The organism is Haloarcula marina (assembly GCF_024218775.1).
Classification (GTDB): domain Archaea; phylum Halobacteriota; class Halobacteria; order Halobacteriales; family Haloarculaceae; genus Haloarcula; species Haloarcula marina.
This window is the reverse complement of sequence record NZ_CP100404.1, coordinates 2,579,455-2,604,131: the sequence shown is the minus strand read 5'-3', so window position 1 is coordinate 2,604,131 and position 24,677 is coordinate 2,579,455. Positions and strand designations below refer to the sequence as shown.

Genomic DNA, 24,677 nt, shown 5'->3' with positions numbered 1-24,677 from the left:
GGCCGACGACGGCCCCGCCTCGCGTTCCGGCCAAGGACACGGGTTAAGTAAATCCAGTCCCAAGCGGCGAGTAATGTCCGAAGCTACTGATTTAGAGGACCTCCGCCGCGGCACTGACCTCGTGAAACGCGGGTTCGCGAAGATGCAGAAGGGCGGCGTCATCATGGACGTCGTCACGGCCGAACAGGCCCGCATCGCTGAGGACGTGGGCGCGGTGGCCGTCATGAACCTCGAAGCGGTCCCCGCCGACATCCGAAAGCGGGGCGGCGTCGCGCGGATGGCGGACCCCGCCTCCCTGCAGTCGGTCATCGACGAGGTGTCCATTCCGGTGATGGGCAAGGCCCGCATCGGCCACGTCAAAGAGGCCGAAATCCTCGAAGCCGCGGGGGCGGACATGCTGGACGAGAGCGAGGTGCTGACACCCGCCGACGACCGCTACCACATCGACAAGCGCGAGTTCACCGCCCCGTTCGTCTGCGGCGCACGCAACCTCCAAGAGGCGCTCCGCCGCATCGACGAGGGCGCGGCGATGATTCGGACGAAAGGCGAGGCGGGGACCGGCGACGTGAATCAGGCCGTCCACCACCAGCGCAACATCAAGGGTGCGATTCGGAAACTGGCGGGCATGAACTACGAGGAACGCGAGAAGTGGGCGCGCGAACACGAAGCCCCCGCGGACCTCGTCCACGAGACGGCCGATATGGGTCGCCTCCCGGTTGTCAACTTCGCCGCTGGCGGCATCGCCACGCCCGCCGACGCCGCCCTGATGATGCACCACGGGTGTGACGGCATCTTCGTCGGGTCGGGTATCTTCGGCGCGGAGGACCCCGAGGCCATGGGGACCGCCATCGTCGAAGCCGTGAACAACTGGGACGACGCCGAGAAACTGACCGAAATCAGCAAGAACGTCGGCAAGGGGATGAAAGGCGACGCGAACGCCGACCTCCCCGAAGAGGAGAAACTGCAGGGCCGCGGCGTCTGAACGGCGACGACTTCTCTGACCGACGGCGACCTGAGAACGAAGACACAAGTCGATACGGCGAGGAGTACGTAGCGTGCAGGGGACAGCGACACCCAGCGGTGGCGGGTCCGGTGAAGTGTTCCTCGACTTCGTTCGAGGACTCCAGCGGTTCCTCGAAGAGTTGGCGGCCTCACAGGGGCAAGTCGTCGCGACGGCGATTCTCCTGGGCGTGTTGGTCGGGGCCGTCTTCGTCGTCCCCGCGCTCCTCTCCAGACTGCGGCGGGTCGCGGCGCGGAGCGTCGAGTCGGGACGGGCGGGCGACTGGTTGGCGGCACTGGCCCGGTACACGCCCACCTCGTTTCAGGGCGTCCTGCTCCGGACCATCCAGTTGGTCGTGTTGTTCCTCGTCGTCGGGTCGTTCCTCGTCGTCTGGGGCGTTACCGACTTCGCGGCGCTGTTAGACCCGTACGTACAAGACCGCAGTCCGACGCTGATCAACGCGGTGCAGACGGCGTTTCTCGTGACTATCGCGTTCGTCCTCTCCGACCAGTTACAGCGGGCCATCGACCGCCTGACGCTGGCGCTCGACGACTTCACCGAGCACCAGGAGGAGATTCTGCTCCGCCTCGGACAGGTGACTATCTTCGTCGCCCTCGGCGCGACCATCCTCTCGGTGTGGGGCATCAACGTCGGCGGCCTCCTCGTCGGCGCGGGCTTTCTCGGCATCGTCGTCGGGTTCGCCGCGCGACAGACGCTGGGGTCGCTCATCGCCGGGTTCGTCCTGATGTTCTCCCGGCCCTTTACCATCGGCGACTGGGTGGTCATCGGCGACGAACAGGGCATCGTCACCGACATCACCATCTTCAACACCCGACTGGAGAACTTCGACGGCGAGTTCGTCATCATCCCGAACGACCGAGTGAGCGACCGCTCCATCACGAACCGGAGTCGGAAGGGCTTGCTCCGGTTGACGCTGGACGTGGGCGTCGACTACGACACCGACATCGACACCGCGATGGACCTCGCGCGGACGGCCATGAGCGGCGTCGACGATATCGTGGACACGCCGCCGCCGCAAGTGATTCCGAAATCGTTCGGCGACTCCGCAATCGTCCTCGAACTCCGGTTCTGGATAGACCACCCGACGCCGCCGCGGAAGTGGCGCGCCGTCTCGGCCGTCGTCCGCGAAGTCAAGTCCGCCTTCGACGAGGAGGGCGTCTCCATCCCGTTCCCGCAGCGGACCCTCAAAACCCGGGACGGGACAGTCTCCGACGAGGCGGTCCGGTCGATGACGGCCGACGGCGACGAGTAACAGACGCGATTTCACCGGTCTCAGTCGAACAGGCCGTCCAGCAGGAGGCCGACGCCGAGGACCCAACAGCCAGCCAGCAAGCCGAGCGTTCCGACGTGGAACAACAACTGGGTGCCATGCTGGCCGAAGACGGGCGCGTCCATGACGCCCAGTGCCGCCGTGAACGCGGCTTCGACCGTCGGCGCGTCGGCGGCGATACCCGCGAGCGTTCCGACGACCAGCGGGAGTGCCGCCGCGACCAGCGCCAAGCCGACGCGCGTCGCTCGCCGACCCACGACGGCCGGGTCGAGCGTGTCGCCGACGGTGACGGTCGAACGCCGCTGTGACATGGTGTGACATAGCCAGTGCAGGGACATAAATCCCCGAGACGGGAACGAACGGCCGGGTCCGAGCGTGCGATAGCGGTGCTGGCACCGACGTTCGGGGGACGCCGGGTATCGCATCGCCTGTTCGAAGCTATTATCCCCGGCCGCACGAACGGAGGTGTATGAGCACTCCGCCGGGGGAGTATTACACCGACGAACGCTGGCAGAACTGGCTTGACCGCATCGAAGAAGAGGGCGTCGACCCTGAGGACGAAGACTCCGCGCGCCTTCTGTTGAACCTGCAGGACGATGCCGCTATCGCCGTCGCGAAGATACTCACGGACTACGAAGACGACACGCTCGACCGAGAGACGACCCTCGAAGAACTCGCGGGCGTCCGCGAAATCGTCCTCGACGACATCGACATCGACGACGAGGAGACGCTGATGCTGATTGACGGCGTCCAGACCTCGCTGGTCTGTGTCTTCTACGCCGCCGAGGAGTACGTCGCGGAGGGCGTCGCCGACGACGCGACGGTCGCCGACTACGTCGGTGCGGCCGCCGACGCCGAGGCGGAGGAAGACCTCGACGCGGCCCTCGGCTACTGCGTGCAGGCCGGGACCAAAATCATCGACGACGAGGAACTCCCGATGGATGTCGTCGAAAATCTGGAGTACGGCCTCGTCTCGGAGTGGGTCAACGGCCTCGACAGCCTCCAGACCGCGATGCGGGACCCCGAAGTCGTCGAAGAAGACGACGAGTGAGCCGTCGGACAGGTTTTTAACGGCTACTACGTAACTACCCTGCATGGATTTGGTCGGGGACCAACGAGCACAGTCTGTCCAGATCGGTGCTGTGCTGTTGTTCGCCGTCCTCATCGTCGCGTTCTCGACGTATCAGGCGTTCGTGGTCCCCGACCAGAATCGACGGGTGGAGTTCAATCACAATCAGGGGGTGCAGTCGCAACTACAGGAACTCCGGAACGCCGTCGTCTCGCAGGTCGGCGGCGGGTCACAGACGGCGGTGTCGGTGGCCCTCGGAACGACCTATCCGAGTCGGGCCGTCGCAGTCAATCCCGGTCCGCCGTCAGGATCGCTTCGGACCAACGGGACCGTCGACACGGGCAAGCAGTTGACGGTCAGCAACGCCGTCGCCGACGGGGAAACCGGCGACTACTGGACTGGAAATCCCCGTCGGTACAACACGGGCACGCTGGTGTACGAACCGAACTACAACGTCTACGACGGAGCGCCGACGACCTACTACGAGCACTCGGTCGCGTACAACAGATTCCGGGCGGGGACGGTCGCGCTGTCTGGACAGACCTTCGTCGACGGCCGGGAGATATCACTGGTCGCGCTCAACGGGTCGCTCAGTCGCTCGTCGAGCGGTACGACCACCGTCGACGTGGACCCGGTGAGCCAGTCCGAGCGGACCGTCACGGTCACTGACGACGGTACGGACCCGGTCTCCGTCTCGTTCCTGACGCGACTGACCGAGACGGAAGTCGAGGGCATCCTCTCGGAGGACGGCGAGTACGACCCGACGGGGAGCCAAGCCGACGCGTACGTCGCCGCCGTCGACAAGACGGGCGAGAACGGTCCGTTCAACAACATCACGGTCACGTTCGAGTCCGGCGCTGACTACCGACTCCAGATGGCGAAAGTCGGTGTTGGCTCCCGCGTGACGACGGAACCGGATGCGTACGTCACGGTGGTGGAGTCGGTGTCCGGGTCGCTTGCCCGCGACGAACAGACGGAAATCACGCTCGAAGTGCGGGACGCGTACAACAACCCCGTCAGCGACGTGACCGTCGAGGCCAGCGACAACAGTTCCAGTCCAGGGACGTTCGCGGCGGCCGGAGGGACCCGTGACACTGACGAGGACGGGCGCGTGACGTTCGTCTATAGCGCGGACTCGACGACCGCCACGACGCCACACCAACTCAACTTCACCACGAAGGAGACGATTACGGGCGACCCCGCGGTGTCGCCCGACCGCGTCGACTTCGATTCGACGACGCCCCGAAACGTCACTCGCACGGTGACGGTGACGCCGTCGCCCGCGACCGGTCCGAGCGGGTCCGTGACGCTCTCGACGGCGCGGGCGAGAGACGACGACGACGCCGACGGCGACGGTGACTCGAACTCGGTCCCGGGCGGCGTCGAACTCACGTTCCAGAACCGCTACGGACAGGACATCGAAGTCACCGAGATAGGCCTTCGACCGACGGACACGACCATCGACGCCCTCGCCGACGCCTCCGGGGGGAGCGGTCCGACCGAGAACGAGTACTACGTCCAGGGCGACCTCCGAGACGGTTACGCGGACTTCAGCCAGTTTTCGTCCGGGTTTTCGAGCACAGACGGCGTGTCGCTCCCGCGCGAGACGGACCTGGACATCGAGGGGCGAATCAACGGCGACAACGCCCGCGTCTCCGACGGGGCGACGTTCACCGTCTACCTCTACGAGTTCTATCGATACGACGAAGGGGCCGGGACCGCGACGAACGTGGACATGCGCGGCGAGTCGGTCCGCGTCTCGGTGACCTACACCGTCGGCGGCAGCGTCTACGAGACGACACAGACGGTGACGCCGACCGGTGCGGGCGGGTCGTTCAGCAGCACTCGTGCGACCGGTCTCGTCCCGAACGCCCAGCAAGAACAGACCATCTCGTTCACGCCGGGGTCGACGCTCCCCGCGGGGACGACGGTCACCGTCAACCTCGACGAACCGCAGAAGACGAGCCCGCTACAGGTCGACTACGGCTCTGCGTCCATCGCCTCGGCTGGCGGCGGGTCCGCCAGTTGGGTCTCTCAGGCCGACAACGAGCAGACGCGCATCGAGTACACGCCGTCGAGCGACGTCGCCGCGGGGACGCGGGTGAACATCCGTCTCACCGACGTCATCGCTGGCGACCAGTCCGGCCAGTCGAACCCCTACACGGTACCGTTCACCCGCGCCGACACCGGCAACACCGTCACCGACGACTTCTCGGTCACTCGCGGGGACGGAGCGTCCGGACTGGACAGCGTCACAATCGACAACCTCGACCCCAACAGCGGCGGACAGACCCAGCAGATAACCCTCTCGCCAGCGACCGGGACGACGCTCCCGAACGGCGAGTCGGTCTACATCGACCTCTCTGACGCGCAGGGGGCCGACGACGTGCAGTACGGCAGCGCGAGCGTGTCGGTCGTTGGCGGCGGTGGCTCCGCGCAGTTCCTCGAACAGGGGAGCGACGTGGTCGTCCGCTACACCTCCGACGGCGCGGCGGACGGGGACACCATCACGCTCGAACTGACCGGCGTCAGCACCGGGTCGGGCGCGAACTCGCCGTACACCGTCGGCCTGAGTCGGGCCGACGAGGACACCGCCGGCGCGACGTTCGAGGTGACGGCGGCGAACCGAGCGCCGACCGTCTCTATCGACCAAGTGACGACGAGCATCGGTGGCAGCGGGCGGTCCGGCGACGTCACCGTCGAGTTCACCGGGACCGACCCAGACAACAATCTCGCGAGTTACACTGTCGAACTGTACGACTCGTCGGCACAGAGCAACCGCCTCGACGTGGTGACGAACAACGGATACAGCGGCGGGACGGCGACCGAAACCGTCAGCGACACCGACAACTCGAACAGCCCCAACGGCGGCGAACCGCCGTACTACGTCGTGGTGACGGTCACCGACGGCCCGGGCCAGAGCGACACCGCCGAGCAGTCGACCTGACGAACGCGGCGGTATCACGACGCGTAACCGCGCGAAAGTATCATACCCGTGCTTCACCCAGGTCCTAACAGATGGGTGGACGACGGGCGCAGGCGGACACGGTGGGGACTGTCTTTTTCGTGGGTGTCGTCGTCGCGACGGTCGCCGTCGGCGGCGGTGCCCTCCTCACGGACGGTTCCATCGGGGACGAACTGTCGGGGGCAGTACAGACACCACTCGCGGACCTTTCGGTCTCGGTGACGCCGGTCGACCTGTCGGTGACACACGAGGGCGGCGACGCGATACCGCTCGACCCGCTGGCGGTCGTCGCCCGGAGCGGCGGGACGACCGAACGCTATCCGATTGCGAGCGCGAACGTGACCGACGTGAACGGCGACGGCGCGTTCGGGCCGAGCGACGACTACGAACGAGGACACGGGCTGACCGGCGCGACGGCGACGGTGATGGGACCTACGACGCGACGTTCCCCGCGGGTCCGGTTCTCAGTGACGGTCCACCGCAGGTGACCGTACAAGCGAGAGACGCCTCGGGGACCCTCGGGACGGCCACGACCGGCGCGGTGACGGCCGACGGAACGCCGCCCGCCATCGCGTCGCCGGTGCTCTCTGACGGGGACGGTGACGGCGTCGTCGGGCCTGGTTCGGACGTGACGGTGACGGTGACGGACGCCACGACAACTGTCCAGACCGTGACGGTCGATGCCGAAGACTTCGACGCAGGAACGGTGGCCCTGACCGACGGAAACGTCGACGGGAGGTACGACGCGACGTTCGTGGTGGGGTCGTCGTCGGCGAGTCGTTGGACGCTCGGGAGTTGGCGGACGACGGCGGCGTACACGCCCAGCAACACGAGGACGACGAGCAGTTGCACGAGCAGGTACTCGGCGAAGTAAAACGAGACGAGTACGGGTCGTTCGACGCCGAACAGCACCGTGGTGAGCGGTGCGGTGGCGGCGAACCACGGTCCGCCGATTGCACCGCCGACGATGACCGTCCGGAGAATGTTCATACAGTAGACGAACCCGAAGGTGGCGAGAGCCACGCCGACCCGGCGTTTCAGCGGTGCGTCGGCGGCCCCTATCAGCCCCGCGAACAGCGTGGTCGCGCTGATACCGGTACACGCGGAGATGATGTTGTAGCGGAGGTACCGGGCCGCGGGGAACCGGAGCGCGGTCGGCTGTCCGGTCACACCGACCTCGACCGTCGGGGCGAAGCCCAACATCGAGAGGCCCCACACGGTGTGTGCGGTGACGAGTCGGAGGGCGCCGTGAAAGACGGGGAGGAGGAATTGGTACGGAACGAACAGGAGGCCCATGATGGCAAACGCCGTAGTGAGTCGTCGATAGGGGGCCTTCCGGCGGAGTGCGAGGGTCGCGGCGTACGCGCTGAGAAGCGCTGTCAGCCCGCTCACCGCCCCGAGGAAGGCTCGACTGTGGGCGATACGTCTCGGCCGAAACGGTCCAGAACGCGGCGAACCCGACCCAACCGAGGGTGAGGACGAGGTGGCCGGGCGTGTCAGCGCGGCGACGACCGAGAAGCGTCCCGCCCACGAAACACGCGACGCTCCAGATAAAGAGAACGTCGGGCGGCGTCAGCGGCTTCAACAGCGACACTGCTGTGGTGTCTGCGACCGGGACAGATGAATGTTCGCCGACGCGTGTTTCGACGGTCGTCGAACGTCTAGTCGACAAGCCCTTATACGTCGGTAGTGACCGTTTCTCCATGACCGAAGTCGGTATCGACGCCATCGAGATACGGACAGGAAAGCTCAAACTCGACCTCGCGGAGACGTTCGCGCCCGCCCAAGGCGACGACCCTGGGAAGTACACGAAGGGACTGGGCCTGCACGCCTCGTCGTTCCCGGACGTCTACGAGGACATCGTGACGATGGCGGCCAACGCCGCGCACCGACTGATGGAGCGGAAGGGACTCGAACCGGACGACATCGGCCGCATCGACGTGGCCACCGAGTCCTCCTTCGACAACTCCAAGCCCGTTTCGACGTACGTCGCTGGCTGTCTCGAACAGGTGTACGACGGCGACTTCCACCACGCCAACAAGGGCGAACGGAAGTTCGCCTGTATCGCTGGCACGCAGAGCCTCGACGACGCCTACAACTGGATTCGCGCCGGTCGCAACCGCGGTCGGGCTGCCATCGTCATCGCCACCGACACGGCGCTGTACGCCCGCGACGACCCGGGCGAGGCGACCCAGGGGGCCGGTGCCGTCGCGATGCTCGTCGACGAGGACCCGAGTCTGGTCGAGCTCTCGCCCGAACAGGGCTTCGGCAGCGCCGACGAGACGGATTTCCTCAAGCCCAACCAGCAGTTCCCTTCCGTCGACGGCAAGCGCTCGGTGAACGTCTACCTCGCTCGGATGCGCGAGGCGCTGGACGACTTCGCAGCGGTGGCCGGTGAGATTCACCCGGAGGACTACGAACTCATCCCGTTCCACACGCCGTTCCCGGGCATGGTCCGGAAGGCCGCCGCACTCGGCTACCGACACATCATCCGCGGTACCGACGTGGAGGAAGCTGTCGCCGCCGAAATCGGCCATCAACCGATGCGCGAGGACTTCGAGAGCGACGACGCCTTCCGCGATGCCATCCGCGAGTACACCGACGCGCTGACCGAGACGGAGCGGTACAAGGACTGGTACGCGGACACCATCGACCCGACGCTGGAACTCTCCCGGCACGTCGGTAACTGGTACACTGGGTCGGTCCACATCGCCCGCGTCGCCGGGCTGAAACACGCCCGCGAGCACGGCCGTGACTTGGACGAGAAACAACTGCTCGTCGCCTCGTACGGGTCGGGCGCGCAGGCGGAAGTCCACGCGGAGACGGTAGTCCCGGGCTGGGAGGAGGAAATCGCCCAGTTGAACATCGACGAACAGAACCGCAACCGGTACGACCTCTCGTTCGAGGAGTACGAGCAGATTCACGACGTGCACAACCACGATACGGAGGCGGACGTGGAGGAGTTCACCGCGCCGGAAGCGGAGTTCGTGTTCGACGGATGGGGGCGGATGGGCGAGCGGAAGTATCGGTACGTGGAGTAGCGAGGGGCGCGTGAAGCGCGGCCCTCGAAGCGACGCGATAACCGACGGGAAACCGTGAGCAGTAGCGAGACGCCGACCGAAGCGAGGGTCTCGAATGGTGAACGGGAAGCAGTAGCGACCCCGTGAGAAGTAGCGAATTTCTGACCGAAGGAAAGAACCTCGTACCGGAACGGCGAGGTTTCATTTTCGAACCGTTCTATCCTACCGCTGACTGACGAGATACTGGTGACGCTTGCGTAGAACCGGTATTATTGTCGGTCTAGCGGTCGAACACGACCAGTCTCCCTACCGGTACATTTTTACTTTAGATGCATCTAAATATAGATATGCAATTGTCTAAAAACGCCACTCTGTCGAGTGCGCTCGGTGGACCGGTTCCGAGGACGGTGCGGAGTGATGTCTGACGAAGGGTCGCGGGCGACCGGCGAACGTGAAGACGCCGCAGAACTCACCGAATCGCTCACCGACCGACTCGTCGCCGCGGTCGAAAACGATGCGGCAGTCAGTCGACGGGCCGTGCTCGGTGGCCTCGGGGTCGCGGGAGCGAGTGCGGTGGGTCTCTCCGGGGGGGCCAGCGCGTCCGGTGACCATGGCGACACCTCCCCACACGGTCGCGCTGGCGTCGTCGGGGAGTTCCAGTCGGCGGATTTCGACCCCCACGAGTACCTCCGCGAGTTCAGGACCGGGACGGTGAAGATGGAAGGCGGCCAGCGAGTCCGCGAGTTCGAGTTGAACGCGACCCTTCGGGAAATCGAAATCGCGCCCGGGGTAACGTTCCCTGCGTGGACATACAACGGGCAAGTGCCCGGCCCGACGCTCCGCGCCGTCGAAGGCGAACTCATCCGGATTCGGTTCTCGAACGGGCAGGAACACCCGCACACCATCCACCCGCACTTGAAGAACGTCAACCCGCGGATGGACGGGATTCCGCAGAACGGCCCGGGAGTCATCGAACAGGGTGAACGATTCGTCTACGAGTGGAAGGCCCAACCCGCGGGCTGTCACTTCTATCACTGCCACTCGATGCCGCTGAAAGAGCACATCCATCGCGGTCTCTACGGGGCGATGATTATCGACCCCGACCCCGAACGCGTCCGGCAGAACCCCCGCGAGTACGTCAACTACCACGGGCCGATGACGGACGACCTGCGCGCGGAACTGGTCGAGGAAGCCGAGTTGCGCAACCACGAGTACCGCGCCGACGAAGTCGACGAGATGGTGATGGTGATGAACGGCTTCGACACCAACTTCGACGGCGACAACGAGGTGTACGCCGCGAACACGCGCGCCTTCGCCTACGGTGTCGGGTCGACCGACGCCGAGAACGGTGAGTGGTCGGCGGGCGAGACGGTCAAGCCGATACAGATTCAGCGCGACCAGCGACAGCGGGTGTACCTCATCAACGCCATCGAGTTCGACCTCGTCAACTCGTTCCACTCCCATTCGCAGTTCTTCGACTACTACGACCACGGAACGACGCTCATGCCCACGCACAAGACGATCGACACCATCATGCAGTGTCAGGCACAGCGCGGCATCGTCGAACTGGACTACTCCGACCACGACCCGGGGTTGTACATGTTCCACGCGCACCAGTCGGAGTTCGCCGAACTGGGCTGGATGAGTTTCTTCGAGGTGCAAGCATGAGCGACCGACGGACGGACGGCGGCGAGGCCGTCTCTCGGACGGGGATGCCGTTCGGCCTCCCGCGGTGGGTCGGTGCCGTCACGCCGCTGGTGTTGCTCGGGGTGGTCGTCGCCGGATTCGTCCTGCTCAACCCCTTCGCCGGACTGGCGACGGGCGGTGCGCTCCCCGACGTCACGGTGACCCACACGTCGCTCCCGAACGACGAGACAGTCGTCCTCCACGTGACGAACAACGGCCCGGACCCGGTGACGGTCAGCCAGGTACTCGTCAACGACGCGTACTGGGACTTCACGATGTTCGCGGGTGGCGAAGCGACGAACACGCTCGCCCCGATGGAGAGCGGCCGAATCGTCGTCCCGTACCACTGGACGCCGACGTGGGACATCCACACTGCCCTCGTCCTCAGTGACGGCGCGACGTTCGGGCACACCATCGTCGCGCCGCAGGTGTCCCCTGGACTGACCGGTGAACTGCTGGGTCTGCTCGCAGTCGTCGGCCTGTTCGTCGGCGTCATCCCCGTCGCGCTGGGAATGCTGTGGTTCCCGGTCATGCGGGACATGAGCGACCGCTCCCTGCACGCCATCTTGCTGTTCGCCGTCGGCGTCCTCGGATTCTTGGCGTTCGACGCCGGGTTCGAGGCGTTCGAGTTGGCGGCGGAAGTTCCCGGCGCCTTCGAGGGCAATCTGCTAGTGGTTCTCGGAATCCTCGGTGCGCTGTTGCTGGTACAGGCCGTCTCGGAGTGGAACAGTGCCGGAGATGTGCGGCCGCTGGGACTCGCCTATCTCGTCGCCCTCTCTATCGGCCTGCACAACCTCGCCGAAGGCTTGGCAATCGGGAGTTCGGTGGCGCTCGGGCACGTCTCGCTTGGTGCGTTCCTCGTCGTCGGCTTCATGATTCACAACGTCACCGAGGGTCCGGCGGTGGTCGCGCCCGTCGCCGAGGGCGAGCGGCCGTCGCTCTGGCACTTCGTCGCACTCGGTACGCTCGCCGGCGCACCAGTCATCTTCGGCGGGTGGATAGGGAGCGCCGCCTACTCACCGACGCTCGGCGCGCTCTTTCTCGCCATCGGCGTCGGAGCCATCCTGCAGGTGAACTGGGAAATCGGGCGGATGGTTCGCCGTCGCGGGTCGCTCGTCACGCCAGCGAACCTCCTCGCGTTCTTCGCGGGGCTCGCGGTGATGTACGCGACGGACCTGCTGGTCACGCTCTGAACGCCGTCCCCTACTTCTTACGGCAGGCCGCGCAATCCGTCGAGCACGTCCGCTAAATCGGCGTTCGTCACCGCGAGCGAGAAGTCGTCGATTCGGGCGAGGTCCGCGGCGCGGTCCCACACGGCGTCCCCGTCGAGGCCGTGGAGGATGACGGCGTTCGGAGTCGGCGAGACGACTCGGAGAGCGACCAGCGGCGACTCGCCGCGGGTGACGTTCGTGAACACCAACGCGCGGTTGGTCGACTGGCCGTACAGTTGGTAGAACTCGTCGGAGGAGAGGCGGGTGATGGCGGCGATGGAGTTGATGACGGTGTGACCCGCGACGGTGTCGGTGCCGCCCCGGTGGAGTTCCTCGGCGTCGATGGCGTCGTACACCCGGTCGACGGGGACGTTGGCGCTGTACTCGCGCAGGTCGTGGACCACGTCGCTGTCGAACCCGGAGGAGAGGACGCGGGCGTGTTGGCGGATGTGGTCGCCGCCGCGCTCCTCGTCGATGTCCAGGAGGGCCACGACGAGTCGACGGACGACGCCGATACCCGGATTGTCTCGGCGGCCGCTCTCGTAGTCCGAGACCACCGAGGGGGACACGTCGAGTCGCTCGGCCAGTTCCGTCTGGGCGACGCCGAAGTCGGTGCGCCACTTCCGCAGGGTCGCACCTGGGGCGTCGCTCAGCGCGACTTCGCCTGCTATCTTCTCGGCGAGTTCTCCGCGCGCGCCGCCTGTCATTGATTGACAAGGTGGCGACACCGGAATAAAAACGTACCGAAACGGTGGGCTTCAGCGTGACCCGGAACGGACTCGAATCGTCTCCGCCACGAGTACCGCGTTCGTCGGCGCGTGGACGACGCGAACGGTCAGGCGGTCGCCGTCGCGGAGCGGGCAGTCACCGCTCGCGAGGCGGAACTGGGCCGTCTCGCCGGCGCTCCACTCGCCGTCGTCGTCCACGTCGCCCGTGCCTATCGGTCCTTCGACGGCGTTGTACGAGTTGTCGAACACGTCGTCGCCGCGGACGTACCGCTCGGTCGGAACGGGGTCGTCGCCCGCGATGGGGACGTTCACGAGGCGACCGACCTTCCCGCAGGCGTCGCTCGCGTCCACGACGAGTTCGAGGTCGGCGACGGTCAGCGTGTCTCCGGCGAGGTGCGTGAGGCGAATCACGTGGTCGGCGTAGCGGCCGCCGCCCGCGGCGTACCGTTCGTACTCGGCGGCGGACTGCGAGACGGTCGGTGCGCGCTCGCGCAACTCGGCGGCGTAGCCGACGCTCGCGGCGGTTACCGAGGCGGCGAGAACGACCGTGAGGCCGACCAGTAGGACGACGGCGACGAGTGGTGTAACCGCTCTGTTCACACCGCTTTCGTCCCCCGGGAGGTCGGTCAGACGTGGCGATACCACGACCGGGGTTGGTCCGGTCCTGTCTGATAAACGCTCGGTCGGGCGTCAGTCGCCGGAGACTGCCGTGGCGACGGTGGCCCCGAGCGTCCCGAACACGACGGGATAGACGACCCCGGCGAGGACGACGGCGGTCAGGATGTCGGGAGCGCCACCGCTCCCCTCGCCGACGCTGACGGTGAACAGGAACGCGCCGACGACGGCGAGCGGAAGGTAGCCCAGGGCGACCGACGGCCCGACGCGGAGCGCTCGTGCGGTCTCCACGGTGCCGTCGAGACGCGCGACGGCGATGCCTGCGACAGTCAATAGCGCCGGGGGAATCAGGTACAGGACCGGCGACAACGCGTCGCTCTCGTTGATGAGATTCACCGCCTCGGTGCCGCCGACGAGCGGCAGGTCGACGGTGATAGTCGTCGTGACGAACTGGGCGTTGAAGAACACCCAGCCGACGATTTTCCACGCGGCGTTCTCGTCGCCAAAGGCCTCCGCGAGGCCCGTCAGCATCGATTCTCGCACGACCGAGATGGTCATCGCGTACACGAGTACGTACGCGATGACGAACGCGGCGACGCCGACGACCGCACCGGAAACGTAGCTGCGGCTGTCTTCGTTCATGGCGAGTCACACGGCGACGGCGCTCGGTATATGCTTTCGGGCCACTCGCAACGTTATAACAACAAGTGTGCGGTGCGAAACTGTGGGTTCATGCCGCGCGAACGTGGCGACGCGCGGACCGCCGAGGCCCGTAGCGCTCCGCAACCACTAAACGCGTCACGCGCCTGCCTCTCAGCAATGGACTGGACGGAGAAGTACCGCCCGAGCACGCTCTCGGAGGTGCGGGGCAACAACAAGGCCCGCGACGCCCTCAAGGAGTGGGCCGACACGTGGGAGAGTCACCGCGAGGCGGTCGTCCTCCACGGCACGCCGGGCGTCGGGAAAACGTCGGCGGCGCACGCGCTGGCGAACGACATGGGCTGGCCGACCATCGAACTCAACGCCAGCGACTCCCGAACGAAGGACGTCATCGAACGGGTCGCTGGCGAAGCGGCCAAGTCGGGAACGCTCACCGCTGGCGGGTCGGGCCGCCGTCTCGTCGTCATGGACGAGGCCGACAACATCCACGGCAACGCTGACCGCGGCGGTGCGCGGGCCGTCACCTCGCTCGTCAAAGAGGCCAGCCAGCCGATGATACTCATCGCCAACGAGTACTACGAGATGTCCAACGGCCTCCGCAACAACTGTCAGGATATCGAGTTCTCTGGCGTCCAGAAGCGCTCTATCGTCCCGGTCTTACGGGACATCTGCCGCAAGGAGGGTATCGAGTACACCGACGCGGTCATCGAGGACATCGCCGAGCAGAACACCGGCGACCTGCGCGGGGCCATCAAGGACCTGCAAGCGACCGCCGAGGGCCGCGACCGAATCGAGGCCGACGACTACGTCTCGGGCGAACGCGACACCTCAGAAGGCATCTTCGAGTACCTCGACATCGTCCTGAAGGAAGGGTCGGCCGAGGAGTCACTGAAGGCCAGTTACGACGTGGACGAGACGCCGGACGACCTGATCAACTGGATAGAGGACAACATGCCCAAAGACTACGAGGGCGCGGAACTCGTGCGGGCCTACGAGTTCCTCTCGAACGCCGATAAGTGGCTCGGCCGGGTCCGAGCCACGCAGAACTACTCCTTTTGGCGGTACGCGGGCGACAACATGACTGCCGGGGTCGCCGCGGCCCGCGACGGAAAGAAGGGCGGGTGGACCCGCTACGGCCCGCCCAGTTACTGGTCGAAACTCGGTCGCTCGAAGGGCGCGCGCAACACCCGCGACTACATCGCCCAGCAGATTGCGGCCGTCGACGGCGTCTCGATGCGAACGGCGCGGCGCGAAATCATGCCGTTCCTCGCGACGATGACTCACCACTGTACGAACCGCGAGTTGACCGTGGCGATGGCGGCCACCTACGAACTCGACGCGGGCCACCTCTCTTTCATCACCGGGTCCGGCGAGAACACGAACAAGGTCCAGTCAATCGTCGAGGACGCCGAACGACTCCAGGAGGAGGCCGCCGTGGAACACTCGGGCGGCGCGTTCGAAGGAGCGTCCGCTGGCGGTGCCGAAGCGAGTGAGAGCGATACGGGGGACGGCTCTGAGGACGGCGACGATTCACAGGCCACGCTCGGCGGTACGTCGGACGACGACGCGGACGACGAAGGCGAAGACGAAGACGAGGTGCCCGACAGCGACGCCGCCGAGGAGGACGACCAGCAGTCTGGCCTGTCGGACTTCATGTAGGCCGGTGGCGGGCGACGGGCCGTCTCAGGCCTGTCGCTTGCCGCCGAGGCCGGGAATCGCGGTGCGCGCTTCGACCTGATTCATCAGCAGCGACGCCGAGACGACCAGCGCGAGGTAAAAGAGCGCGGCGAGGACGAACAGTTCCGTGTAGCGGAACGTGTCGTTGGCGATGGATTCGGCCTGGAAGAACAGTTCTCGCACCGTGATGAAGGCCGCGAGCGAGGAGTACTTGATGAGGTAGACGAACTCGTTCGACCACCCGGGGATGGCGTAGCGAAGCCCCTGCGGCAGGACGATGTAGCGGATGCTCTCCAGTTGCGAGAGGCCGATGGCCCGCCCGGCGGTCAACTGCCCGGCGTCGACGGACTCCAGCGCCGACCGGATGTACTCGGCCTGATACGCGGCGCTGTTGAGCGTGAAGCCGATGATGGCGACCCAGACAGCCGTCCCGGGGACGAACCCGACGCCCACGCCCGGTAGCTCCCGGATTATCTGGGTCAGCGGCAGGCCGAAGTACAGCACGAACAGTTGGGCCAACAGCGGCGTCCCGCGGATGAGTTCGGTGTACGACAGCGAGAGCCACCGCAGGCCGCGGCCGCCGTAGACGCGAGCGACCGACAGCGGGACGGCGAGGACGAACCCCAGCGCGATACCCGCCACGGTGAGGACGATGGTGAGCCACGCGCCGCGGGCCAACGCCGGGAGCGAGGGAATCGCCCCGGCGACGAAGTTCAAAAGCCCGGCCACGAAGTCGAGCGGCGCGCCGACGACGCCGAGCGAGGCGGCGACGGACCCGACGGACTCGGCGGCGGCGGCGAACGGTGCGGCCGGGAAGAACGACTGGTCGCTGGGAAACGCTATCGCGTCGGGGAGCAGGAAGTCGTTCGTCCACCGGACGAGCAACCAGCCCCAGAACACCGCCAGGCCGAGGAGCGCCCACGGTTGGTCGGTGTCGACGGTGACGGTGGTGCGGACTTCGTCGGCGACGGTCGGTTCGTCGGTGACGGACGGTTCCTCGGCGCTCATTGGTGGTTCGTCTGGAGGCCGGTGAGGAACTCGGTCGTCCGGTCGTGCTCGGGGTTCTCGAACAGTTTCTCGGGCGACCCGGACTCGACGACGCGGCCGTCGTCGAGGAAGTGAATCGTCTCGGCGGCCGACTGGGCGAAGCCCATCTCGTGGGTGACGACGAGCATCGTCATCCCGCCTTCGGCGAGGTCACGCATCACGTCGACGACTTCGCCGACGAGTTCCGGGTCGAGGGCGCTTGTCGGTTCGTCGAACAGCATCAGTTTCGGCTCCATCGCCAGCGCGCGGGCGATGCCGACGCGCTGTTGCTGGCCGCCCGAGAGTTCCGCGGGGTAGGAATCGGCTTGCGCGGCCAGTCCCACTCGCGAGAGGTGCTCCGCCGCGCGCTCTTCGGCTTCGGCCCCGCTCATTCCGCGGACGCGCTTCAGCCCCAGCGTGATGTTCTCCAACGCCGTGAGATGGGCGAAGAGGTTGAATCCCTGAAACACCATTCCGATATCCTGCCGGAGTTTGTTCACGTCCGTCTCGGGGGCGTAGACCGAGGTGTCGTCCAACCAGATTTCGCCGCTGTCTATCTCGGTCAGACGGTTGATACAGCGTAACATCGTGGACTTCCCGCTGCCGCTGGGACCCATCAGCACGTCTACGTCCCCCTTGCCCATCTCGAAACTGACGCCTTTCAGTACCTCCTCCGCGTCGTAGGACTTGTGTACGTCCTCCACTCGTAGCAGTGTCATGAATTCTCACCCGACGGAATCGCGTAGTACTCGGCGAGTCGGTCCAACCCGCGGTTCGTCGCGAAGGTCAGCACGAAGTAGATGGCGCTGATGGCGAGGAACACCTCCAAGACGGCCGTCGACCGGCCGCTCTGGGTGAACAGGTCGTAACCCCGGGTCAGTAATTCCGCGAGACCGATAGCGAAGGCGATGCTCGTGTCTTTCAGGACGATGGTGAACTCGTTCTGAAAGCCCGGCATCGACCGGCGGAGCGCCTGCGGGACGACGACGTAGCGGATGCCTTCGAGCCGACTCATCCCGACGGCGCGGGCGGCCTCCATCTGCCCGTCGTCGACGCTCTGGAGCGCGCCGCGGAAAATCTGTGACTGGTAGGCGGCACTCCGCAGGCCGAGTCCCACCGTCGCCGTCACGAACGCCGACTTCGAGATGGAGACCACGAAAAAGAGCACGAGCATGATGACGACGATGGGCGTCCCGCGGAGAATCACCCCGGCGGTACTCACCACTCGTCGCAGGAGGCCGTCGCCGTACACCTCGATAGCGCCCGCCGGGAAGCCGACGAGAAAGCCCAGCAGGAGGCTGGCGACCGTGAGGCCGACCGTGACGGCCGCGCCGGTCAGCAGGTAATCGAGGTTGTCGAGGACGAACGCCCAGTCGGTCGCCTGCAGCATGGGCTTACTCGCCGAACCACTTCTGCGCTAACTCGTCGTACGTGCCGTTCTCCTGCACCGCCGACAGTCCCTCGTTGAGTGCGGTCTGTCGGGCGTCGTCGTCCGTTCGGACGCCGAAGCCGAAGCGCTCGCCCGTCTCGTAGGTAAAGGCGACTTCGACGGGACGGTTGGCGGCGAAGGTGTTGGCGACCGGCACGTCTATCATGACGGCGTCGACGTTGCCGTTCTCCAAGTCCTGAATCGCCAGCACGTAACTGTCGTAGGCGTTGTACTGATTCTCGGTGATTTCGTCACCGATGAGTTCGTCCTGCACGACGCCTTCCCCGGTCGTCCCCTTCTGCGCGCCGATGGGGCGGTCGGAGAGGTCCGAGAGGCTACCCGGCGAGAAGCTACCGTCCCCGCGGACGACGATGGCCTGGTCCGAGGAGTAGTACGGGTCGGTGAAGTCGATGGTCTCGTCGCGTTCGTCGTTGATGGTCATCCCGGCGGCGATGACGTCGATGTTGTCGTTGGTCAGCGCGGGGATGAGCGAGTCGAACTCGAACTCCTCCCAGCCCTCGAAGGAGTAGTCCGTCTGTTCGACGACCGCTTCGAGGAGGTCGATGTCGAAGCCGACCAGGTCGCCGCCCTCTTTCATCTCGAACGGCGGGAAGCCGGGTGCGGTCCCTGCAACGATGGTCTGACTGTTACCGCCGCCGTTGCCGGAACATCCGGCGACGGAGAGCGCGACGGTGGCCCCACCGACAGTCGTGAGGTACTGGCGTCGTGAGAGTCCTTCGTCTGACATACGCGATAAATCAACGCACGCCGGGATTAGTGTTACGAAGGGGCTACTACTTGCGTTGTAGTCTCTCGCGTGAGAAGGACGGTCGGCGTTCAGTCGGACCCGGGACTCGCGTCGGCGTCGGCCGCCGTGTCGGCGGTGGCCGTCTCCGTCGCCGTCTCGGCGGCCGTCGTCGCCCCGTCGAATGCCCACGCCGTCGCCGCGACCATCGCGGTCAGAATCGTCAGCGCCGCGGCGTGGTGGAGGACTTGGGCCGTCGCGCCGAAGTTGATGATGGTGTTCGCGCCCAGCAGAATCTGGACCGGCAGGACGACGGTGGCGACGCCGGTGGCGTACTTGATGCGCGTCGAGTAGTCACCGCGCCACGCGGCGATGGTCGACCCGAGGATGGCAAAGCCGGTAATCATCGCCACGAAGCGGTGGAACCACTCGACGAAACTCGCCCAGTTCGCGGGGAACAGGCCCATCCATCCGTCACACAGCGGCCACCGTGCGCCGCAGGTCAGTCCCGCACCGATAGCGCCCGTGTACACGCCCAGCAGGATGAGGCCGAAGGTCAGCCCCGTCGTCACCCCGAGCAGTCGACGGAAACGGTCGGTCATACTCCAGTGTTGGGGCGCTCGTATTTAGGCTCTCTTTTCCCCGTTGGTGGTCCGCCATCGGTCGAAAAATTGTGTACTAACGTCGATAATCACGTCGTCATTTGACGCGAAACTCGCCTTTTTTATGGTGGGGAATCTCCCTACTGTATGGGATTAGACGAGGACGCGCTCGACTATCACAGCCGGGACCCCCCGGGCAAGATAGAGATAGCTACGACGAAACCGACGAACACACAGCGAGACCTCTCGCTGGCGTACTCGCCGGGCGTCGCCGCCCCGTGTGAAGCAATCGCCGAGAACCCCGAAGACGTGTTCACGTACACCGCGAAGGGGAATCTCGTCGGCGTCGTCTCCGACGGGTCGGCGGTGCTCGGACTGGGCGACATCGGCCCGGAAGCCGGAAAGCCAGTCATGGAGGGCAAGGGCGTCCTGTTCAAGCGCTTCGCCGACATCGACGTGTTCGACATCGAACTCGACGCCGACGACGTGGACACGATGATCAACAGCATCCGGGCGATGGAACCGACCTTCGGAGGCATCAACTTAGAGGACATCGCCGCGCCCGAGTGCTTCGAAATCGAGCGCCGTCTCCGCGAAGAGATGGATATCCCGGTCTTCCACGACGACCAGCACGGGACCGCCATCATCTCCGGGGCGGCACTCGTCAACGCCGCCGACATCGCGGGTAAAGACCTCGCGGACCTCGACATCGTGTTCTCCGGAGCGGGCGCGAGCGCCGTCGCCACGGCCCGATTCTACGTCTCGCTCGGCGCGTCAATAGAGAACATCACGATGTGTGACTCTTCGGGCATCATCACCGAGACGCGCGCCCAACACGAGGACTTGAACAAGTTCAAACAGGAGTTCGCCCGCGACGTGCCGGAGGGCGACCTCGCCGACGCCATGGACGGCGCCGACGTGTTCGTCGGCCTCTCGGTCGGCGGTATCGTCGACGAGGCGATGGTCCAGTCGATGGCCAGCGACCCCGCCATCTTCGCGATGGCGAACCCGGACCCGGAAATCGACTACGAGACGGCCAAGCAGGCCCGCGACGACACGGTCATCATGGCGACCGGGCGCTCCGATTACCCGAATCAGGTCAACAACGTCCTCGGGTTCCCGTTCATTTTCCGGGGCGCACTGGACGCACGCGCGACCGAAATCAACGAGGCGATGAAAGTCGCCGCGGCCGAAGCACTGGCGGAACTCACCCGGCAGGACGTGCCCGACGCCGTCGTCAAAGCCTACGGCGACCAACCGCTCCAGTTCGGCCCCGAGTACATCATCCCGAAACCGCTGGACCCGCGGGTGCTGTTCGAGGTGACGCCCGCCGTCGCGAAGGCCGCGATGGACAGCGGCGCGGCCCGGAAGGACCTCGACTTGGACGCCTACACCGAACGCCTCGAAGCGCGCCTCGGGAAGTCCCGCGAGATGATGCGCGTCGTCCTCAACAAGGCGAAAAGCGACCCCAAGCGCGTCGTCCTCGCGGAGGGCGACGACGAGAAGATGATTCGCGCCGCGTACCAACTCGTCGAACAGGGCATCGCCGAACCCGTGTTGCTCGGCGACGCCGACGAGATAGAGGCGACTCGCCGTCGGTTCGGACTGGAGTTCGACCCCATCGTCGTCGACCCGGAGACGGCCGACGTGGAGGCGTACGCCGACCGTCTGTACGAACTCCGCCAGCGCAAGGGCATCACCCGGCGCGAAGCGGAGGAACTGGTTCGGGACGGCAACTACCTCGGGAGCGTGATGGTGGAGATGGGCGACGCCGACGCGATGCTGACCGGCCTGACCCACCACTACCCGTCGGCGCTGCGCCCGCCGCTACAGGTCATCGGCACCGCCGAAGACGCCGAGTACGCCGCTGGCGTCTACATGCTGACGTTCAAGAACCGCGTCATCTTCTGCGCGGACGCGACGGTCAATCAGGACCCCAACGCCGACGTGTTGGCCGAAGTGACCCGCCACACCGCCGACCTCGCCCGGCGGTTCAACGTCGAACCGCGGGCGGCGATGCTGTCGTACTCGAACTTCGGGAGCGTCGATACGGTCGGGACTCGCAAACCGCGCGAGGCCGTCGCCAAACTGCAGGCGGACGACCGCGTGGACTTCCCCGTCGACGGGGAGATGCAGGCCGACACCGCCGTCGTCGAGGAGATACTGAACACTACCTACGAGTTCTCGGAACTGGACGACCCGGCGAACATCCTCGTGTTCCCGAACCTCGAAGCCGGGAACATCGGCTACAAACTGCTCCAGCGACTCGGCGGCGCGGAGGCCATCGGCCCGATGCTCGTCGGCATGGACAAACCCGTCCACGTCATCCAACGCGGCGACGAAGTGAAAGACATCGTCAACCTCGCAGGCGTCGCTGTCGTGGACGCCCAGCAGGAGTAGGACGGCCACGGGCGCGACGACGGCTATCGACCGCGTCTCGCTCACCGCCGACGGCCGTCGGTCGGCGGGTGCAGGAAGAGCGCGTCAAGGACGGCCGTCAGGGCGAGCGCGGACCCGGCGGTCAGCGCCATCGTCGTCGGCACACCGACCAGTCCGGCCGCAACGACCGTCAGCAGGAGCGCCGCGGGGATGAGCGCGAGGACGAGGTCGTCTCGTGACACCGGCCGCGGGGCGGACCAGTCGCGATGCTGTGCGTCGGTCCCGTGAGTCCTGCTGCTACTGGTACTCATCTGTGTTGCACCTCCAAACGAAGACTATCTATCCGACCCCACTTAAAATTTGAGTCGTGTGCCATCTGGGGAACGTTCCCGTCGGTTCGACATAACTTATCCAGCAGGGGGCGCGACAGTCGCCGGGGGCCGTCAGTCCGACGCGCCGCCGCGTTCGGCCCGCGACGGCGGCGGGACGCGCTCCTCGGTGGTCGTCGTCTTCGGGAGCACGCAGCGGTCGGGTTCGCCGTTGACGTGGGCGTACTGGTGGGGCGCGTTGGCGAGGGAGTGGGCCGGGTTCCGGTCGCTGGAGATGCGGGCGGCCCGGACCTCGCCGAAGCCGTTGACGCGGGCTTGGATGCCCCGCCAGTGGAGGCCCGTCCCGCGTGGGACGGAGACGCCGTGCGGGGGGTCGTAGGCCGACCCGTGTGTCGCCAGCACTTCGGCGTTGACGTTCTCGGCGAGTTGGTCGTGGTCGATGAGGAGTCCGACGCGGGCGTCCGCTGGCGCGCGACTGGCGAGTACGTCCAGTCCGAGGTGGAGCGCGCGATACTCCGCGACGTTGTTGTCAGGCGCGGTGTCGGGTACGGAAAGCCTGACGACGCGCTCACCGTCGAACGTCTCGACGACGACGCCCAACCCGCCCCGCTCCGGCGGACCCTCATCGCCGACGGGACCGCCGCTGTGGGGTCTGAAAGAACCGTCTGTAGCGATGTAGAAGTCTCGATGGTGACTCCGCGGCGGATGCGCGATGTGCGGGGTCGGTGATTCGTCGAACAAATCTCGTAGGGTCGGCCGACCGTAAGCGGCCATACGTTTGCATAGACCAGCGGGATAATAAATATGTGTCCCCGTTCGCGCCAGATTCGCCGTGCGTGTCCACTATTCGGCCACGGAACCGTCGGTAAACGCCTTCTAACGGCAGTTCACTCGCGGGCGTGAGGGTGGCCGACCAGCAGCGCGACGGCGTTGCAGGCGACCATCGCCGCGAAGGCCGTCCGGACGGACGGCGACTGGAGGCCAGAAGCCAGCAGGGGCACGTAGAGGAACGGGAGGACGATGGCCGTCCAGAACGCGACACCGCGGACGGGTGCCATGACTGACCGACGGAGGTGGGGGACCGATTCGTCGAGGCGGGCGAACAGTTCGTGTGCTGACGAACTCGACATTGGGACCTGAGCATACGTACGTCAGACGGTATCTTATAACCGCGAGAGAGTTCGGTCGATTTCGTGCCGTTTTACGAAATAAGGGTCCATCTGCTGGACGTTTCACGAACGATGCAGCGGCGCGTAAACCTTTTAGAAACCGCTCTGGGTGCGTGAGAGTGACCGCGCTCAATCGACGATATCGGGGCTGTCACCGGCGCGTCAGGGGCCGAGCAGCGAGACGGTCACCTCGTGGTCCGTCGAGGGCAGCGTCACCGCGTCGACGATGTGGTCCAGCACCGCCTCGCGCCACGTCTCGACGCGCCGCTCGTGGTAGGTTCGGTGGCGGTCGACGGTGTACGTCTCGTCCTCACGCTCGCGCAGTTCGTCGGCCGTTTCGTCGGGCGTCGGATACGACGGGACCGCGTCGGTCACGAGTTCCGCGGGCGGCAGATGGAGCGTCTCGTCGTCCTCGCCGGGTTGAACGACGTGTAGCCGCGCCCGCATCCGGCCGCTGTACGGCGGCGTGACCCGTAGGACCGTGGTCGGCCCGTCGCGGGCGTCGGCCTCCAGCGCTGCGAGGAGGTCTTCGGCACTGATTGCCAGCGAGCGAACGGCCGACGGGTCGGGAGCCATCGGTCGGCGATAAGTCGGCGAGACACATAGCCCCGGCGTCTCTCGCGTGCCGCGTCGCTACATCCGGTCGCTGTAGTCCCACGAGTGTAGTCGGTCTGGAGTTATCGTTATCTGTACTTCTCGGCGGTCCGGTGCAAGCAGTCGCTTCGCCAGCGGCGTGTCGACCCCGTCGAGATAGCGCTCGACGAGGGCGCGGAGGACAGTCTTCTCCTCGTCGGGTACGACGGTTGCCCTGCCGTTCCCCCTGACGCCTCGGTACGGCGGTTCGTTCGTGGACACTTCGAAACTGACGGCGTCGTCGTGGTCCAGATAGCTGACCACGTCGGCGTCGGCGGCCGTCGCACACTGGAGCGTGCCGTCGACGTAGCGGTACCACAGCGACAGCATCCACGGGTCCCCGCCCGGTCGGCGACAGCCCAGGCGAAGCGGGACGGCCGTCGTCTCGAAGAAGCGGGCAACGTCGTCTTCGGACCATGCGCCCGTGACGTTCACCATTGCCC

The 24,677-nt window shown here is 66.0% G+C and carries 25 protein-coding genes; 10 read left to right on the top strand and 15 right to left on the bottom strand.

The genetic code is table 11. The annotated features are described in order from the left end of the window. Nucleotides 1-73: 73 nt before the first annotated feature. Entirely contained in the window at nucleotides 74-982 is a 909-nt protein-coding gene (pdxS, locus tag NJQ44_RS13670; protein ID WP_254271904.1) for a pyridoxal 5'-phosphate synthase lyase subunit PdxS, read from the top strand. A 73-nt stretch (nucleotides 983-1,055) separates the two neighbouring features. Next, a complete protein-coding gene (locus NJQ44_RS13665; protein ID WP_254271903.1) occupies nucleotides 1,056-2,273 on the top strand; it encodes a mechanosensitive ion channel family protein in 1,218 nt (405 codons plus the stop codon). A 20-nt stretch (nucleotides 2,274-2,293) separates the two neighbouring features. Here the strand turns inward: NJQ44_RS13665 and NJQ44_RS13660 are convergent, their stop codons facing one another. After that, the gene (locus NJQ44_RS13660; RefSeq protein WP_254271902.1) at nucleotides 2,294-2,602 is read right to left on the bottom strand and encodes a hypothetical protein; all 309 of its coding nucleotides are present in this window, start codon (nucleotides 2,600-2,602) and stop codon (nucleotides 2,294-2,296) included. 158 nt (nucleotides 2,603-2,760) lie between these two features. Here NJQ44_RS13660 and NJQ44_RS13655 point away from each other — a divergent pair, with 158 nt between their 5' ends. The 3 genes from NJQ44_RS13655 to NJQ44_RS13645 all read left to right on the top strand — a co-directional run bounded on the left by NJQ44_RS13655 (nucleotide 2,761) and on the right by NJQ44_RS13645 (nucleotide 6,813). Next, the gene (locus NJQ44_RS13655; RefSeq protein WP_254271901.1) at nucleotides 2,761-3,342 is read left to right on the top strand and encodes a DUF2150 family protein; all 582 of its coding nucleotides are present in this window, start codon (nucleotides 2,761-2,763) and stop codon (nucleotides 3,340-3,342) included. A gap of 43 nt (nucleotides 3,343-3,385) precedes the next feature. Continuing rightward, nucleotides 3,386-6,307 (top strand): hypothetical protein, encoded by a 2,922-nt coding sequence (locus NJQ44_RS13650; protein ID WP_254271900.1) that lies wholly within the window; start codon nucleotides 3,386-3,388, stop codon nucleotides 6,305-6,307. 71 nt (nucleotides 6,308-6,378) lie between these two features. Then, nucleotides 6,379-6,813, top strand: a complete 435-nt coding sequence (locus NJQ44_RS13645) for a hypothetical protein (protein ID WP_254271899.1) — start codon at nucleotides 6,379-6,381, stop codon at nucleotides 6,811-6,813. Here the strand turns inward: NJQ44_RS13645 and artA are convergent. After that, nucleotides 6,758-7,747, bottom strand: coding sequence for an archaeosortase A (gene artA, locus NJQ44_RS13640; RefSeq protein ID WP_256557217.1), 990 nt, complete (start codon nucleotides 7,745-7,747; stop codon nucleotides 6,758-6,760). The genes NJQ44_RS13645 and artA overlap by 56 nt on opposite strands. A 281-nt stretch (nucleotides 7,748-8,028) precedes the next feature. On the opposite strand from artA, the gene hmgB reads away from it, so the two are divergent. The 3 genes from hmgB (at nucleotide 8,029) to NJQ44_RS13625 (ending at nucleotide 12,224) form a co-directional block, all read left to right on the top strand. Then, entirely contained in the window at nucleotides 8,029-9,366 is a 1,338-nt protein-coding gene (gene hmgB / locus NJQ44_RS13635; RefSeq protein WP_254271897.1) for a hydroxymethylglutaryl-CoA synthase, read from the top strand. A gap of 396 nt (nucleotides 9,367-9,762) precedes the next feature. Beyond that, complete coding sequence (locus tag NJQ44_RS13630; protein ID WP_254271896.1) at nucleotides 9,763-11,013, top strand: multicopper oxidase domain-containing protein; 1,251 nt, start codon at nucleotides 9,763-9,765, stop codon at nucleotides 11,011-11,013. Continuing rightward, nucleotides 11,010-12,224: a ZIP family metal transporter gene (locus tag NJQ44_RS13625; RefSeq protein WP_254271895.1), complete on the top strand. Its 1,215-nt coding sequence runs from the start codon at nucleotides 11,010-11,012 to the stop codon at nucleotides 12,222-12,224. Before NJQ44_RS13630 ends, NJQ44_RS13625 begins: the two co-directional genes overlap by 4 nt. Nucleotides 12,225-12,241: 17 nt before the next feature. Here NJQ44_RS13625 and NJQ44_RS13620 read toward each other — a convergent pair whose 3' ends face one another. From NJQ44_RS13620 to NJQ44_RS13610, 3 genes are read right to left on the bottom strand one after another with little or no spacing between them, the layout of a single operon-like run. Further along, nucleotides 12,242-12,949 carry a helix-turn-helix domain-containing protein gene (locus NJQ44_RS13620; RefSeq protein WP_254271894.1) on the bottom strand — a complete coding sequence of 236 codons (708 nt, stop codon included), beginning with the start codon at nucleotides 12,947-12,949 and terminating at the stop codon, nucleotides 12,242-12,244. Nucleotides 12,950-13,000: 51 nt separating this feature from the next. Further along, nucleotides 13,001-13,615: a type IV pilin domain-containing protein gene (locus NJQ44_RS13615; protein ID WP_254271893.1), complete on the bottom strand. Its 615-nt coding sequence runs from the start codon at nucleotides 13,613-13,615 to the stop codon at nucleotides 13,001-13,003. A 45-nt stretch (nucleotides 13,616-13,660) separates the two neighbouring features. After that, nucleotides 13,661-14,227, bottom strand: a complete 567-nt coding sequence (locus tag NJQ44_RS13610) for a DUF7978 family protein (RefSeq protein ID WP_254271892.1) — start codon at nucleotides 14,225-14,227, stop codon at nucleotides 13,661-13,663. A gap of 177 nt (nucleotides 14,228-14,404) precedes the next feature. On the opposite strand from NJQ44_RS13610, the gene NJQ44_RS13605 reads away from it, so the two are divergent. Continuing rightward, nucleotides 14,405-15,904, top strand: a complete 1,500-nt coding sequence (locus NJQ44_RS13605) for a replication factor C large subunit (protein WP_254271891.1) — start codon at nucleotides 14,405-14,407, stop codon at nucleotides 15,902-15,904. Between the two features lie 24 nt (nucleotides 15,905-15,928). Here NJQ44_RS13605 and NJQ44_RS13600 read toward each other — a convergent pair whose 3' ends face one another. The 5 genes from NJQ44_RS13600 to NJQ44_RS13580 all read right to left on the bottom strand — a co-directional run bounded on the left by NJQ44_RS13600 (nucleotide 15,929) and on the right by NJQ44_RS13580 (nucleotide 19,724). Then, on the bottom strand, nucleotides 15,929-16,930 hold the full coding sequence (locus NJQ44_RS13600) for an amino acid ABC transporter permease (RefSeq protein ID WP_254271890.1): 1,002 nt from the start codon (nucleotides 16,928-16,930) through the stop codon (nucleotides 15,929-15,931). Continuing rightward, nucleotides 16,927-17,667: an amino acid ABC transporter ATP-binding protein gene (locus NJQ44_RS13595; RefSeq protein WP_254271889.1), complete on the bottom strand. Its 741-nt coding sequence runs from the start codon at nucleotides 17,665-17,667 to the stop codon at nucleotides 16,927-16,929. The genes NJQ44_RS13600 and NJQ44_RS13595 overlap by 4 nt, the downstream gene beginning before the upstream one ends. Next, a complete protein-coding gene (locus NJQ44_RS13590) occupies nucleotides 17,664-18,338 on the bottom strand; it encodes an amino acid ABC transporter permease (RefSeq protein ID WP_254271888.1) in 675 nt (224 codons plus the stop codon). The genes NJQ44_RS13595 and NJQ44_RS13590 overlap by 4 nt, the downstream gene beginning before the upstream one ends. A 4-nt stretch (nucleotides 18,339-18,342) precedes the next feature. Continuing rightward, a complete protein-coding gene (locus NJQ44_RS13585; RefSeq protein WP_254271887.1) occupies nucleotides 18,343-19,125 on the bottom strand; it encodes a basic amino acid ABC transporter substrate-binding protein in 783 nt (260 codons plus the stop codon). An 89-nt stretch (nucleotides 19,126-19,214) separates the two neighbouring features. Then, complete coding sequence (locus NJQ44_RS13580; protein WP_254271886.1) at nucleotides 19,215-19,724, bottom strand: COX15/CtaA family protein; 510 nt, start codon at nucleotides 19,722-19,724, stop codon at nucleotides 19,215-19,217. Nucleotides 19,725-19,871: 147 nt separating this feature from the next. Between NJQ44_RS13580 and NJQ44_RS13575 the strand changes: the two genes are divergently transcribed. Continuing rightward, a complete protein-coding gene (locus NJQ44_RS13575) occupies nucleotides 19,872-22,124 on the top strand; it encodes an NADP-dependent malic enzyme (protein WP_254271885.1) in 2,253 nt (750 codons plus the stop codon). A gap of 41 nt (nucleotides 22,125-22,165) precedes the next feature. Here the strand turns inward: NJQ44_RS13575 and NJQ44_RS13570 are convergent, their stop codons facing one another. The 5 genes from NJQ44_RS13570 to NJQ44_RS13550 form a co-directional block, all read right to left on the bottom strand. Beyond that, complete coding sequence (locus NJQ44_RS13570) at nucleotides 22,166-22,414, bottom strand: DUF8015 family protein (RefSeq protein WP_254271884.1); 249 nt, start codon at nucleotides 22,412-22,414, stop codon at nucleotides 22,166-22,168. Nucleotides 22,415-22,546: 132 nt separating this feature from the next. Next, complete coding sequence (locus tag NJQ44_RS13565) at nucleotides 22,547-23,206, bottom strand: ribonuclease H family protein (RefSeq protein WP_254271883.1); 660 nt, start codon at nucleotides 23,204-23,206, stop codon at nucleotides 22,547-22,549. Between the two features lie 113 nt (nucleotides 23,207-23,319). Next, nucleotides 23,320-23,562 carry a DUF8028 family protein gene (locus NJQ44_RS13560; protein ID WP_254271882.1) on the bottom strand — a complete coding sequence of 81 codons (243 nt, stop codon included), beginning with the start codon at nucleotides 23,560-23,562 and terminating at the stop codon, nucleotides 23,320-23,322. A 201-nt stretch (nucleotides 23,563-23,763) separates the two neighbouring features. Next, a complete protein-coding gene (locus NJQ44_RS13555) occupies nucleotides 23,764-24,177 on the bottom strand; it encodes a DUF8009 family protein (RefSeq protein ID WP_254271881.1) in 414 nt (137 codons plus the stop codon). Between the two features lie 57 nt (nucleotides 24,178-24,234). Beyond that, the gene (locus tag NJQ44_RS13550; RefSeq protein WP_254271880.1) at nucleotides 24,235-24,672 is read right to left on the bottom strand and encodes a pyridoxamine 5'-phosphate oxidase family protein; all 438 of its coding nucleotides are present in this window, start codon (nucleotides 24,670-24,672) and stop codon (nucleotides 24,235-24,237) included. Nucleotides 24,673-24,677: the final 5 nt, after the last annotated feature.

Coding starts and splice junctions, on each gene's coding strand:
- NJQ44_RS13620 (WP_254271894.1), bottom strand. CDS start 12,949: ATGACAGGCGGCGCGCGCGGAGAACTCGCCGAGAAGATAGCAGGCGAA.
- NJQ44_RS13645 (WP_254271899.1), top strand. CDS start 6,379: ATGGGTGGACGACGGGCGCAGGCGGACACGGTGGGGACTGTCTTTTTC.
- NJQ44_RS13625 (WP_254271895.1), top strand. CDS start 11,010: ATGAGCGACCGACGGACGGACGGCGGCGAGGCCGTCTCTCGGACGGGG.
- NJQ44_RS13580 (WP_254271886.1), bottom strand. CDS start 19,724: ATGACCGACCGTTTCCGTCGACTGCTCGGGGTGACGACGGGGCTGACC.
- NJQ44_RS13630 (WP_254271896.1), top strand. CDS start 9,763: ATGTCTGACGAAGGGTCGCGGGCGACCGGCGAACGTGAAGACGCCGCA.
- pdxS (WP_254271904.1), top strand. CDS start 74: ATGTCCGAAGCTACTGATTTAGAGGACCTCCGCCGCGGCACTGACCTC.
- NJQ44_RS13660 (WP_254271902.1), bottom strand. CDS start 2,602: ATGTCACAGCGGCGTTCGACCGTCACCGTCGGCGACACGCTCGACCCG.
- NJQ44_RS13585 (WP_254271887.1), bottom strand. CDS start 19,125: ATGTCAGACGAAGGACTCTCACGACGCCAGTACCTCACGACTGTCGGT.
- NJQ44_RS13595 (WP_254271889.1), bottom strand. CDS start 17,667: ATGACACTGCTACGAGTGGAGGACGTACACAAGTCCTACGACGCGGAG.
- NJQ44_RS13590 (WP_254271888.1), bottom strand. CDS start 18,338: ATGCTGCAGGCGACCGACTGGGCGTTCGTCCTCGACAACCTCGATTAC.
- NJQ44_RS13605 (WP_254271891.1), top strand. CDS start 14,405: ATGGACTGGACGGAGAAGTACCGCCCGAGCACGCTCTCGGAGGTGCGG.
- NJQ44_RS13565 (WP_254271883.1), bottom strand. CDS start 23,206: ATGGCCGCTTACGGTCGGCCGACCCTACGAGATTTGTTCGACGAATCA.
- NJQ44_RS13610 (WP_254271892.1), bottom strand. CDS start 14,227: ATGAACGAAGACAGCCGCAGCTACGTTTCCGGTGCGGTCGTCGGCGTC.
- NJQ44_RS13550 (WP_254271880.1), bottom strand. CDS start 24,672: ATGGTGAACGTCACGGGCGCATGGTCCGAAGACGACGTTGCCCGCTTC.
- NJQ44_RS13575 (WP_254271885.1), top strand. CDS start 19,872: ATGGGATTAGACGAGGACGCGCTCGACTATCACAGCCGGGACCCCCCG.
- hmgB (WP_254271897.1), top strand. CDS start 8,029: ATGACCGAAGTCGGTATCGACGCCATCGAGATACGGACAGGAAAGCTC.
- NJQ44_RS13650 (WP_254271900.1), top strand. CDS start 3,386: ATGGATTTGGTCGGGGACCAACGAGCACAGTCTGTCCAGATCGGTGCT.
- NJQ44_RS13570 (WP_254271884.1), bottom strand. CDS start 22,414: ATGAGTACCAGTAGCAGCAGGACTCACGGGACCGACGCACAGCATCGC.
- NJQ44_RS13560 (WP_254271882.1), bottom strand. CDS start 23,562: ATGTCGAGTTCGTCAGCACACGAACTGTTCGCCCGCCTCGACGAATCG.
- NJQ44_RS13600 (WP_254271890.1), bottom strand. CDS start 16,930: ATGAGCGCCGAGGAACCGTCCGTCACCGACGAACCGACCGTCGCCGAC.
- NJQ44_RS13555 (WP_254271881.1), bottom strand. CDS start 24,177: ATGGCTCCCGACCCGTCGGCCGTTCGCTCGCTGGCAATCAGTGCCGAA.
- NJQ44_RS13655 (WP_254271901.1), top strand. CDS start 2,761: ATGAGCACTCCGCCGGGGGAGTATTACACCGACGAACGCTGGCAGAAC.